The 11,722-nt window shown below is 35.7% G+C and carries 12 protein-coding genes; 6 read left to right on the top strand and 6 right to left on the bottom strand.

Annotation, left to right across the window (positions count from 1 at the left end; translation table 11 throughout):
• Entirely contained in the window at positions 1–456 is a 456-nt protein-coding gene (locus WHC90_RS05115) for a (2Fe-2S)-binding protein (protein WP_188597414.1), read from the bottom strand.
• A 252-nt stretch (positions 457–708) separates the two neighbouring features.
• On the opposite strand from WHC90_RS05115, the gene WHC90_RS05110 reads away from it, so the two are divergent.
• Together WHC90_RS05110 and WHC90_RS05105 are read left to right on the top strand one after the other, a co-directional pair.
• Positions 709–1,293, top strand: a complete 585-nt coding sequence (locus tag WHC90_RS05110; RefSeq protein WP_188597413.1) for a cysteine dioxygenase — start codon at positions 709–711, stop codon at positions 1,291–1,293.
• Positions 1,281–2,681 (top strand): pyridoxal phosphate-dependent decarboxylase family protein, encoded by a 1,401-nt coding sequence (locus WHC90_RS05105; protein WP_188597412.1) that lies wholly within the window; start codon positions 1,281–1,283, stop codon positions 2,679–2,681. The genes WHC90_RS05110 and WHC90_RS05105 overlap by 13 nt, the downstream gene beginning before the upstream one ends.
• Positions 2,682–2,704: 23 nt before the next feature.
• Here WHC90_RS05105 and coaD read toward each other — a convergent pair whose 3' ends face one another.
• Together coaD and WHC90_RS05095 are read right to left on the bottom strand one after the other, a co-directional pair.
• Positions 2,705–3,172: a pantetheine-phosphate adenylyltransferase gene (gene coaD / locus WHC90_RS05100; RefSeq protein WP_188597411.1), complete on the bottom strand. Its 468-nt coding sequence runs from the start codon at positions 3,170–3,172 to the stop codon at positions 2,705–2,707.
• 7 nt (positions 3,173–3,179) lie between these two features.
• Positions 3,180–4,175, bottom strand: coding sequence for a D-alanine--D-alanine ligase (locus WHC90_RS05095; RefSeq protein ID WP_188597410.1), 996 nt, complete (start codon positions 4,173–4,175; stop codon positions 3,180–3,182).
• A 100-nt stretch (positions 4,176–4,275) separates the two neighbouring features.
• Between WHC90_RS05095 and WHC90_RS05090 the strand changes: the two genes are divergently transcribed.
• Positions 4,276–4,827, top strand: coding sequence for a PASTA domain-containing protein (locus tag WHC90_RS05090; RefSeq protein ID WP_188597409.1), 552 nt, complete (start codon positions 4,276–4,278; stop codon positions 4,825–4,827).
• 23 nt (positions 4,828–4,850) lie between these two features.
• On the top strand, positions 4,851–5,882 hold the full coding sequence (locus WHC90_RS05085) for an RluA family pseudouridine synthase (protein WP_188597408.1): 1,032 nt from the start codon (positions 4,851–4,853) through the stop codon (positions 5,880–5,882).
• Here WHC90_RS05085 and WHC90_RS05080 read toward each other — a convergent pair.
• Entirely contained in the window at positions 5,879–6,379 is a 501-nt protein-coding gene (locus tag WHC90_RS05080; protein WP_188597407.1) for a GNAT family N-acetyltransferase, read from the bottom strand. The two genes, WHC90_RS05085 and WHC90_RS05080, sit on opposite strands and share 4 nt — an antisense overlap.
• Positions 6,379–6,849 (bottom strand): DUF6428 family protein, encoded by a 471-nt coding sequence (locus WHC90_RS05075; RefSeq protein ID WP_188597406.1) that lies wholly within the window; start codon positions 6,847–6,849, stop codon positions 6,379–6,381. Before WHC90_RS05075 ends, WHC90_RS05080 begins: the two co-directional genes overlap by 1 nt.
• Before the next feature lie 214 nt (positions 6,850–7,063).
• Here WHC90_RS05075 and yaaA point away from each other — a divergent pair, with 214 nt between their 5' ends.
• Positions 7,064–7,822 carry a peroxide stress protein YaaA gene (yaaA, locus tag WHC90_RS05070; protein ID WP_188597405.1) on the top strand — a complete coding sequence of 253 codons (759 nt, stop codon included), beginning with the start codon at positions 7,064–7,066 and terminating at the stop codon, positions 7,820–7,822.
• Between the two features lie 161 nt (positions 7,823–7,983).
• On the opposite strand, the gene WHC90_RS05065 is transcribed toward yaaA, so the two are convergent.
• Entirely contained in the window at positions 7,984–9,408 is a 1,425-nt protein-coding gene (locus WHC90_RS05065) for an L-serine ammonia-lyase (RefSeq protein WP_188597404.1), read from the bottom strand.
• A 230-nt stretch (positions 9,409–9,638) separates the two neighbouring features.
• Between WHC90_RS05065 and dnaK the strand changes: the two genes are divergently transcribed.
• On the top strand, positions 9,639–11,537 hold the full coding sequence (gene dnaK, locus WHC90_RS05060; RefSeq protein WP_340820390.1) for a molecular chaperone DnaK: 1,899 nt from the start codon (positions 9,639–9,641) through the stop codon (positions 11,535–11,537).
• Positions 11,538–11,722: the final 185 nt, after the last annotated feature.

Genomic DNA, 11,722 nt, shown 5'->3' with positions numbered 1-11,722 from the left:
CTATTTGTTTTTAAGTTTAACGGCTGCATGAATAGCCTTTCTGATTCTTGGGTAGGTGCCACATCTGCAAATATTGCCACTCATAGCCATGTCTATATCCTCATCGCTTGGGTTTGGATTGTTGTCTAGTAATGCGCTTGCAGCGATTAATTGACCAGATTGGCAATAACCACATTGAGGGACATTAATTTCTGTCCAAGCTTCTCTCAAGATTGTTAAGTTTTCACTTTGACCTTCTATGGTAGTGATTTTTTTACCGACCCCGTAACTTACAGGAAGACTGCATGAGCGTACTAGGTCTTCATCAATAATAATAGAGCAAGCTCCACATTGACTAACTCCGCAACCGTATTTGGTGCCGGTTAATCCCGCGAGATCTCTTATGGCCCATAATAAAGGCATATCGTCTTGAGCATCAATGCTGTACTCTTTTCCGTTGATGTTTAGTGTTTTCAAATGAAAGATTTTTAGTGCTTACTAAGTTACTGTTTTTTTAAAATAAATAAAGTGTTTGATAAAATTTAACTTTTTTATAAATAACGATCTGTTGGTTTTTGAAAATAAGAAAAAATTAGATTCTTTTGGCTTAATTTAAGCTTATTTCGCCTTGTTTTTTGCTTAAAAGCAGCAAAAATGGTATATTAGCGATAATCGGTAAAAATATCCTTTTTTACTTTTTTTATTTAACGCGCAAAAGAGTTACCAATTTTGAATTCTACAAAAATACCTCAAGACCCAGTACAAACTTTATCAGAATTGATCTCAGTTCTCGACGAAGAGGAGAGGGCAAATTACACTACTATTTTAAAATCACTGAATTTACCAATTACTGAGTTTGAAAAATATGCAACTTGGTCCAATACTTGTTACACCCGTAATTGTATTGTGGAAAATGAAAACTTCGAATTAATTCTAATCTGCTGGGAAAATGAACAATCCACACCTGTTCACGATCATGGAGGAGAAGAATGTTGGGTTCGTTTTCTTAAAGGTGAGTTTAAAGAGAATATCTACAAAGAAAATGATGAAGGGCAGTTAGATATTGTCAAAACGACAAGAACACAATCAGGTGATATTTCATATATGGTTGATTTTATGGGCTACCACAATTTAGAAAATCTTTCAAACAAAAGAAGTATGTCTTTACACTTGTATGCAAAACCTATTAAGGATTGCAATGTATACGACGTAAAAAGAAATAAATTTGTTAGAAAGGAATTATCGTATGATACCCTAGAAGGTATTCAACAAACAAAAACAAAAAAAACAAAAAAAAGTATATGTCTGAATTAAGTAATGATTTAATCCTGTTTAATGAACTGGTAGCGGTTTTATTAAAAGAAGAAGAAAATCATCCAGTTGCAAAACGCATAGATTCAAATGTTCTGTATGATACCATCGATTTATCGCTTCAAAAAGCAGCTATTGTTGATGATGTTTTTAAAAAAACACTGAAAGATGTTCTTATTTCGACACCCAAAACAGCTACTAATTTGTTTTTTAACCAATTGTTTGGAGGAAGACAAAGCAAAGCGATTTTAGGCGATCTATTGGCTGTTTTATTAAATAACAGCATGTATACTTATAAGGTGGCAGGTCCTCAAGTGGGGATTGAGCAAGAAATTATAAGACAGTCTTGTAAGTTGGTTGGCTATGGAGCTCAAAGTAATGGAACTTTCCCTACGGGTGGTTCTATGAGTAACTATATGGCCTTGATTATGGCTAGAGATGCTAAGGATCCTAGTTGTAGAACTAAAGGAATGACTAAGCCTTTGGTTATGTATACCTCTAAAGAATCACATTATTCAAATGCTAAAAACGCTAGTTTTGCAGGGATGGGGAGAGGTCAGGTTCGATATATAGAATCAGATGATAGAGGGCGAATGCTGCCAGGGAAATTAGAAGAACAAATAAAGAGAGATCTTGAAAATGGTTTGGTCCCAGCTTATGTAAACGCAACCGCAGGAACCACCGTGTTAGGTGCTTTTGATCCAATAGATAAAATTGCCAACCTAACAGAAAAGTATAATATTTGGTTGCATGTTGATGGAGCCTATTGCGGTTCTGTTATTTTTAGTGATGAAAAAAGACATTTGTTAAAAGGAGTAGAGCGCTCTGATTCTTTTAGTTATAATGCACATAAAATGCTTGGTACACCATTAACCTGTTCTATTATTTTAGTAAATGATAAGAAGCACTTGCACGATTCTTTTAGCAATGATGCTGAATATTTATATCAAACTGATGGAGATGATTTTAACCTAGGTAAAACATCTTTTCAATGTGGACGAAGAAATGATGCCTTAAAATTTTGGACTTTATGGAAGTCGATGGGGACAGATGGTCTTGAGAATATTGTTGATCAGCAATTCTATTTGGCTGACATTGCAAGAAATTATGTAGCAAACAATCCAGATTACACCTTGTATAGTTTTGAGGATTCTATATCTGTGTGTTTTAACTACAAAAATATTGATCCAAAAACACTGTGTACTTTGCTGTATGAACATCAAATTACTGTGGTAGGGTTTGGAGATTTTAAGGGAGAGTCATTTATCCGTTTTGTGACGATTAATGCCACAAATACCGAAGCTGACATTTTAAATTTCTTTAAAGTATTAGAGGCTTTTGTAAAAGAAAATGAATCTGCTTTATTACTTGCTCCTGAAAAGGTTAAATAGCTTTTAGAGGCTAAAAAAAACATTTATTTTTTACTGAGGAAATCAGAAACCGCTTCTGGGAGCAAACCAGAGGCGTCTCCTTTGTTTTTAACGACATCTCTAACGATAGAAGAAGAAATATAACTTTTTCCAGAAGAGGTGAGTAAAAAAACTGTTTCTATTTCTGATAGTTTACGATTGGTGTGCGCAATGGCTTTTTCAAATTCAAAATCGCCAGGATTTCTAAGGCCTCTTAAAATAAACTCGGCATTCACTTCATTACAGAAGTTTACTGTGAGTCCTTCATAAGTCATTACTTTGATTTTAGGCTCGTTTTTGTACGTCTCTTCAATAAACTGCTTGCGTTCTTCTAAAGAAAACATATAATTCTTATCGGCATTAACTCCAATGGCTATAATCAGTTCATCAAAAAGAGTAAGTCCTCTATTAATAATGTCTACATGTCCTAAGGTAATTGGGTCAAATGATCCTGGGAATACTGCTCTTTTCATGACTTGTTTAGGTGTTAAGTGAACTGGGTTTGGCCAAGGCCATTTCTATGGCATTGTCAAACAATTGAAACAAACTAATGCCTGCTGCTGAAGCTTGCTGAGGTAAAATACTTTCTTCTGTTAAGCCCGGAACCGTATTGATTTCTAAAAAATGAGGTTCTCCATTTACCAGAATATATTCTGCTCTGGTAAAACCGCTCATATTTAAAATAGCATAGACTCTTTTTGCTGTGTCTTTAACTTTAATTTCTTCTTTTTCGCTAATCCTAGCAGGAGTTATTTCTTGTGATTTTCCTTCGTACTTTGCTTCGTAGTCAAAGAAATCATTTTCTGAAACGATTTCTGTGATTGGCAATACTTTGAGTGCACCATGGTATTGAATAACACCCACAGAAACTTCTGTACCCGATAAAAAACTTTCAATCAGGATTTCTGTATCTTCTAGGTAGGCTTTCTCAATTGCAGGAATCAAGGCTTCTCTGGTGTAGACTTTAGAAATCCCATAACTAGACCCAGCATTGTTAGGCTTTACAAAACAAGGAAGCCCTACTTTGTCAAGAATCAGGTCAGGGGCAATTTTTTCGCCTTTGTTTAGATAGACAGATTTTGCAACAGAAATGCCATAGGTTTTTATAACACTTAACGTATCTCTTTTGTTAAAAGTCAAGGCCATTTGGTAAAAAGGAGCAGAGGTGTGTTTGATTCCCAGCATTTCGAAATAAGCTAAGATGATTCCATTTTCTCCTGGGTTGCCGTGTATGGCATTAAAAACGCAATCAAAAGTGATATGATTTGCATTGATATTGATAGAGAAATCATTTTTGTTTACAGGAAACTCATTATTCTCTTCATCAATATATACCCATTTGTCTTTTAAAATATGAATTTTATAAGGTTGGTATTTTTCTCCGATTAAATGTTTGTACACAACGGTACCACTCTTGATAGATATTGCAGCTTCTGAGGAAAATCCTCCCATTATAATTGCAATGTTTTTTTTCATCCGAAATAAAGCTTAAAAAGGTATAAACAAATTTATCAAAATATAAATAGAAAGACTAACGTTTGGTTTTATATCTTTGCTCTTATTAAAAATAATAACCATGAGTTTAATTCAATTTCTAAAAAGTAAGGCTTTTTTTAAGCAAATAGGCATTGCAGTTGTATCTGTTTTGGCCTTTGTCTTTATCTTGAAATGGTGGTTTGGTTTTACAACCAATCACGATCAAAAGATTCAAGTACCCCAACTAGAAAGAATGGAACTCTCTGAGGTTGTAGAAACGCTTAAAGAACTTGATTTGGATTATATAGTGATTGATTCAGCAAGTTACAACCCAAGCTATCCAAGCAAATCGGTTATAGAACAGAATCCAGAAGGAGGCGCTTTTGTAAAGGAAAATAGAAAAATCTATTTGACTTTAAATCCATCAAAATATAGAAGTCAAGAAGTACCAGATTTAAATGGGAAAACAAAAAGACAAGCCATCACTCATTTACTCTCTATCGGGTTTAAAGTTGGAACATTTAGCTATGTACCTGATATCGGGAAAGATGTTGTTAGAGGGATGAAGCACGAAGGGAAAACAATTAGAACTGGAGATAAACTTCTTAAAAATTCTGTTATAGACCTAGTTTTAGGTGACGGAAAACAATAAACACACAAGCAGTACATAAGACCATGCAGGAAGAATCTTTAGATATAGAAAACGAAGAATTATACGAACATTTTCGCTTTACAGCTAGTAGTGGGCAAGAGCCTTTACGCGTTGATAAGTTTTTGATGAATTTTGTAGAAAACGCTACGCGAAACAAAGTGCAATTAGCTGCAAAAGCTGGCAATGTTTTGGTCAATGATGTTCCTGTAAAATCAAATCACAAAGTAAAACCTCATGATGTAGTTCGCGTGGTTTTAGCACATCCACCTCATGAAAATTTATTGGTTGCAGAAGATCTGCCTTTAGATATCGTTTATGAAGACGATACCGTAATTGTAGTGAACAAAGCCGCAGGAATGGTGGTGCATCCAGGTCATGGAAATTATTCTGGTACTTTGGTCAATGGACTCATCCATCATATAGAAAACCTACCGACCAACAGCAATGAAAGGCCAGGTTTGGTTCATAGAATAGACAAAGACACTAGTGGTTTATTGGTTGTAGCTAAGACGGAGTTTGCAATGGCAAATTTATCAAAACAGTTCTTTGATAGAACCACAGAACGTCTGTATTATGCATTAGTTTGGGGAAACATGGAAGAAGATGAAGGAACCATTGAAGGAAACATCGGAAGGAGTTTAAAAAACCGTTTGCAAATGGATGTTTTTCCTGAGGGAGATTTTGGTAAACACGCAGTTACTCACTATAAGGTGTTAGAGCGTTTAACCTATGTTACCTTGGTTCAATGTAAATTAGAAACAGGGAGAACTCACCAAATTAGAGCGCACTTTAAACATATTGGTCATACCTTATTTAACGATGAGCGTTATGGTGGTAACGAAGTTTTAAAAGGAACCACTTTTACCAAATACAAGCAATTTGTACAAAACTGTTTTAAAACTTTGCCAAGACAGGCATTGCATGCTAAAACACTTGGTTTTACTCATCCGACAACCGGAGAGTTTATGCGTTTTGATTCAGAAATCCCACAAGATATTGCAGATTGTTTAGAAAAGTGGAGAACGTATACCATTAACTCAAAAGATGAGGTCTAGGATTCTTTAGGGTACTGTACTTTTTTACTTCTTCTTTCTAAGAGGATATTGTCATGCCAAACTCCATTGCGCTGTGCTACTTTTTCTTTAAAGCCAACAATTCTAAAACCACAACTTCTGTGGATAGAAATGCTGGCTTCATTAGCTCTAAAAATGCTTGACTGTAAAGTCCAAATACCATTTTCTTCACTCAAGACAATTAATTTATTGAGAAGAATTTTGCCTAAACCACTACCTCTTGCTTCTTTAGCAATATAGATGCTAACCTCTGCCAAACCTTTGTATACTTCTCTGCTAGAAACAGGAGACAAACTAGCCCAGCCAAGAATAGTACCTTCTTTTTTAAGAGCGATTCTTCCAAAAGCTAAATGTTTTGCATTCCAAAGCTCAAAGTTGGGCACTTTAGTCTCAAATGACGCTATTTCAGAGTCAAGCCCTTCTTTGTAGATAGCAGCAGTACTGTTGTAATTGTCTTTATTTATTGCGATAAAACGCATTAGCAACAACCAGATTTTGGATCACAACAGCTTGTTTGGGCTGTTAACTCAGAGAGTGATTTCTTTTCTTTTTTCTCAGGGATACCACAAGCGTCCTTCGCTAGACAGTTGGTTAGTTTTGTAGTCAGTAAAAAATGCTTGCCATCAAAATCCAACCCGTATTTTCCAATGGTATCACCTTGGTATTCTACTTCTATTTCAAGATCTTCAAGATTTAAAACTTTTTCAGACAACTCAATAATATTGATCAGCTTTTCTGGGTGTAACCTATGATCGTAATCTTGTTCTTCCCAAAGTTGAAAATTAATAACCTCTTCTTTTCTGATGGTTCCACCACAGTCAATAAAATTTTTGGTTATTTTTCCAACCTCGGTTACATGAAAATGTCTAGGAACTAATGTGCCATCTGGCAATTCAAATGCAATCGTTTCTAAGCTGCTTAAAAGCTGTTTTATTTTTGATAGTTTCATGGATATTATTTTTTGTTAATTTATATATTGCAATATTACGATTAATATTCGATAGGCATTCTTTTTTTACTAATTTTTTTAATAAGAGTGTAAATATGTTTGGAGTATAACTCGCTATCAAAACTCTAAATAGTGCTATTGATAATTAAGATTCTTAAATATTGATTATTCTTATTTTCGGTTGTATTTTTACTTCTATCAAAAGCAGTTAGTCATGAAAATTATTATATCTCCTGCAAAATCTTTAGATTTTGAAACTCCGGTAGCAACAAGTTTATATACGCAGCCTCAATTTTTAGAAGCTTCTGAGAAGTTGGTACGTAAAATGAAAACGCTTTCACGAAAAAAGCTCGAAGATTTGATGTCTATTTCTAAAGATTTAGCGGCCTTAAATCACGATCGATTTCAAGAATGGCATCTGCCGTTTACGCCAGAGAATTCTAAACAAGCTGTTTATGCTTTTACTGGAGAGGTGTATCGTGGGATTGATATGGCGTCGCTAGCTGAAAATAAATTGCCAGTTTTGCAAGAGCGATTACGAATTTTATCTGGCTTGTATGGCTTGTTAAAGCCTTTAGATTTAATCCAAGCCTATCGTTTAGAAATGGGTACAAAAATTAAGGTAGGGCGCACAGATAATCTCTATAAATTTTGGGGAACCACTTTAGCGATTGCTTTAAATGAGGAATTAGATGATGATGGATTGCTGGTTAATTTGGCAAGTTCAGAGTACTTTAAAGCTGTGGACAAAAAGGTTTTAAAAGTGCCGATGATTACTCCTGTGTTTAAAGAGTTTAGAAATGGTCAGTACAAAATTGTAATGACCTTTGCAAAAAAAGCAAGAGGGCTTATGGTTCGATACCTTATAGATCACAACATCCAATCTATTGATGGGATTAAAAGCTTTGATGTTGATGGTTATGCTTTCTCAGAAGAATTATCTTCTGAACACGAGTTGGTTTTTACGCGTTAGGTTCAAAGAGACAAAGGTTCAGAGGTACAAAGGTACAAAGGTTTAGAGGTACAAAGGTTCAAAGGTACAAAGGTTCAAAGGTTCAAACCTGCCTGCCGCAGGCAGGGGTACAAAGGTTTAGAGTTGATTCTTTTTTAACAAATATCTGCGATACTAGTTGTCTAACAATCCGCTAATCGAACCGTAACAGCCAAGCCTCCTTCTGAGGTTTCTTTATAGTTTCTATTCATGTCTTTAGCTGTTTCCCACATGGTGGCAATCACAGAATCTAAAGGTACTTTGGTGTCTTTTGGATCACATTCTAATGCCAGTTCTGCAGCATTTATGGCTTTGATAGCTCCCATGGCATTTCTCTCGATACATGGTATTTGTACCAAACCTCCAATAGGGTCGCAGGTAAGTCCTAAGTGGTGTTCCATTGCAATTTCTGCTGCTACTAAACTCTGAGCCGGCGTACCTCCTAAAACTTCGGTAAGTGCTGCTGCAGCCATAGCCGATGAAACTCCTATTTCTGCTTGGCATCCACCCATTGCAGCAGAGATGGTTGCGTTTTTTTTGAAAATACTGCCAATTTCTCCAGCGGTTAGTAAAAACTTTTTAATGTCTTTAAAATCTGCCTCGTGATTCTCTATCACCAAGTAGTACATTAAAACAGCAGGGATTACACCAGCACTTCCATTGGTTGGCGCTGTAACAACTCTTCCTAAAGAAGCGTTTACTTCGTTGACCGAAAGTGCAAAACAGCTAACCCATTTTAAAATTTCACGGAATTTTACCTCGGTGCTTCTTATAGCCGGAATCCAATCGTGTTCATCTGTATAGCAAGCGTCTTTGATTAGTTTTTGATGCATGGTTAAAGCTCTTCGCTTAACTTGCAAACCTCCGGGTAAAATCCCATCGGTATGACAGCCAATGTACATACACTCTAACATGGTTTCCCACACGCGACGAAGTTCAAAATCAATTTCATCTTCAGATTTTAATTCCATTTCATTTTGCAAAACAATATCAGAAATTAACTTTTGTTCTTTTTCGCAGTAGGCTTCTAGTTGCGCTGCTAAATTTATAGGAAATGGGAAGTTTTGTTTGGAGATCTCTATCTCTTCTGAGAGTGAATCTTCTTCTTGGACGATAAATCCACCACCAATAGAGTAGTAGGTCTCAGAAGAGATCACTTTATCATTTTTGTATGCGGTAAAGGTGATTCCATTAGAGTGGAAGGGCAAAAAGTCTTTGTTAAAGCGAATGCTCTTTTCTGTAAACGGAACCTCCTTTAAGCTGTTTAATTTTAAAACTTGCGTCTCTTTAATTTCATTTATAATATGATCAATAGATACAATAGGTACATATTCAGGATCAGTTCCAGTTAGGCCTAACATCACGGCTAAATCGGTAGCATGTCCTTTACCTGTTAAGGAGAGTGATCCGTACAAATCTACCTGAATGCTGGTGACAGCATCGGTGATTATATCAAAATTTATTTTTTTAATCCATTGTTGAGCAGCACGCCAAGGCCCCAGTGTGTGTGAGCTTGAAGGCCCAACACCGATCTTTAGCATATCAAAAACGCTTATAAATTGAGACATAATTAAATTTTTGGCTAATGTATAAAATTACTTGTTCTGTTAAAGTTTTATTTGAAGTCTTTTGTGTAGACAATTTTTGAGTTTTTTTTTAAAAAAGATGCCAATGTGTCATTTATTTTAAAGGAAATCACAAGGAAACTGACATTTTATTTAGATTCAAGTGATGGCACACAAATTGACTATTAGAAATTGTAAAATTGAAATATACATTAATTATATAAATAACTATTATGAGTAAAATTATAGGAATTGACTTAGGAACAACCAACTCTTGTGTTTCTGTTATGGAAGGAAACGAACCCGTGGTAATTCCTAATGCAGAAGGAAAAAGAACAACCCCTTCAATTGTTGGGTTTGTAGAAGGAGGAGAGCGTAAAGTAGGGGATCCAGCAAAAAGACAAGCTGTAACCAACCCAGAAAAAACGATCTATTCTATTAAACGTTTTATGGGGAATAAATTCTCTGAATCTTCAAAAGAAGCAGCAAGAGTACCTTATAAAGTTGTAAAAGGAGATAACGATACCCCAAGAGTAGATATTGATGGTCGTTTGTATACGCCACAAGAAATCTCTGCAATGGTATTGCAAAAAATGAAAAAAACGGCCGAAGATTATTTAGGTCAAGATGTAACGGAAGCTGTAATTACAGTACCGGCATACTTTAATGATGCCCAAAGACAAGCTACTAAAGAAGCTGGTGAGATTGCAGGGTTGCAAGTTCGTAGAATTATCAACGAACCAACTGCAGCAGCATTGGCGTATGGAATGGATAAAAAAGGAACTGATCAAAAAATCGTAGTATTTGATTTTGGTGGAGGAACACATGATGTTTCTGTGTTAGAATTAGGTGATGGTGTTTTTGAGGTATTGTCTACTGATGGTGATACTCACCTAGGAGGAGATGATGTTGATGAAAAAATCATTAACTGGTTAGCAGAAGAGTTTAAAGCTGATGAAAACATGGACTTGCGTAAAGATCCAATGGCTTTACAACGTTTAAAAGAAGCTGCAGAAAAAGCAAAAATAGAATTATCTAGCTCTGCTTCAACAGAAATTAATTTACCTTATGTTACCGCTACTGCATCAGGACCTAAACACTTGGTAAGAACTTTAACGAAGGCAAAATTTGAGCAATTAATTGATGATTTAGTAAAAAGAACCATCGCTCCTTGTGAGTCTGCATTAAAATCTGCAGGATTAACGATCAATGATATTGATGAGGTGATTTTAGTAGGAGGATCTACACGTATCCCTGCTGTGCAAGAAGCTGTTCAGAAATTCTTTGGTAAAGCACCAAGCAAAGGAGTAAACCCTGATGAAGTTGTTGCTTTAGGAGCTGCAATTCAAGGTGGAGTTTTATCTGGAGATGTAAAAGATGTATTGTTATTAGACGTTACACCTTTATCTTTAGGAATCGAAACTATGGGGAATGTATTTACCAAGTTGATTGAAGCAAATACAACCATTCCAACCAAAAAATCACAAGTATTTTCTACAGCTGTTGATAATCAACCATCTGTTGAGATTCATGTGTTGCAAGGAGAAAGAGCAATGGCAGCGGATAACAACACCATTGGACGTTTTCACTTGGATGGTATTCCACCAGCAGGAAGAGGGATTCCTCAAATTGAAGTAACTTTTGATATCGATGCAAACGGAATCATTAAAGTTTCAGCTTTAGATAAAGGAACCAATAAGTCGCATGAGATTAGAATTGAGGCATCTTCTGGTTTATCTGAAGAGGATATCCAAAAAATGAGACAAGAAGCAGAAGCCAATGCAGACGCTGATAAAGCCGCCAAAGAAATGGCTGAAAAAATCAACGGTGCAGACGGTATGATTTTCCAAACAGAAAAGCAATTGAAAGAGTTTGGAGATAAGTTATCTGATGATAAAAAAGCTCCAATAGAAGCTGCTTTAGAAGAATTGAAAAAAGCCTACGAAGCTAAAGATATTGCACAAATTGATGCTGCAATGGAAAAAATCAATGAAGCTTGGAAAGCTGCATCAGAAGAGATGTACAAAGCAGAACAAGAAGCACAAGCTGGAGCTGGAGCACAACAAGGTGAGCCAGAAGCTAAGCAAGAAGGAGATAACGTAGAAGACGTAGACTTTGAGGAGGTAAAATAAGCAGGATATTGAGTTTACACAGTAAATTCTTATGAAACGCTTATCCCAAAAACTAGCTTTGGGGTCTCAAAACACAGATTTCTGAACTCGTTTCAGAAGCATATTAAAACAAAACGCAATCATTAAGTTGGTTGCGTTTTTTATTTTGGAAATAATATAACTACATTCGGAAATTAAATTAAACA

It is taken from the genome of Polaribacter pacificus (assembly GCF_038024035.1).
Classification (GTDB): Bacteria; Bacteroidota; Bacteroidia; order Flavobacteriales; family Flavobacteriaceae; genus Polaribacter; species Polaribacter pacificus.
Note: the sequence above shows the minus strand (reverse complement) of the source record. Positions and strands in the feature narration are given on the sequence as shown.

What these genes read in the sequence shown, in the direction of transcription:
- WHC90_RS05095 (WP_188597410.1), bottom strand. Translation starts at nt 4,175, where the DNA reads ATGAAAAAAAACATTGCAATTATAATGGGAGGATTTTCCTCAGAAGCT.
- WHC90_RS05075 (WP_188597406.1), bottom strand. Translation starts at nt 6,849, where the DNA reads ATGAAACTATCAAAAATAAAACAGCTTTTAAGCAGCTTAGAAACGATT.
- dnaK (WP_340820390.1), top strand. Translation starts at nt 9,639, where the DNA reads ATGAGTAAAATTATAGGAATTGACTTAGGAACAACCAACTCTTGTGTT.
- coaD (WP_188597411.1), bottom strand. Translation starts at nt 3,172, where the DNA reads ATGAAAAGAGCAGTATTCCCAGGATCATTTGACCCAATTACCTTAGGA.
- yaaA (WP_188597405.1), top strand. Translation starts at nt 7,064, where the DNA reads ATGAAAATTATTATATCTCCTGCAAAATCTTTAGATTTTGAAACTCCG.
- WHC90_RS05080 (WP_188597407.1), bottom strand. Translation starts at nt 6,379, where the DNA reads ATGCGTTTTATCGCAATAAATAAAGACAATTACAACAGTACTGCTGCT.
- WHC90_RS05090 (WP_188597409.1), top strand. Translation starts at nt 4,276, where the DNA reads ATGAGTTTAATTCAATTTCTAAAAAGTAAGGCTTTTTTTAAGCAAATA.
- WHC90_RS05085 (WP_188597408.1), top strand. Translation starts at nt 4,851, where the DNA reads ATGCAGGAAGAATCTTTAGATATAGAAAACGAAGAATTATACGAACAT.
- WHC90_RS05065 (WP_188597404.1), bottom strand. Translation starts at nt 9,408, where the DNA reads ATGTCTCAATTTATAAGCGTTTTTGATATGCTAAAGATCGGTGTTGGG.
- WHC90_RS05105 (WP_188597412.1), top strand. Translation starts at nt 1,281, where the DNA reads ATGTCTGAATTAAGTAATGATTTAATCCTGTTTAATGAACTGGTAGCG.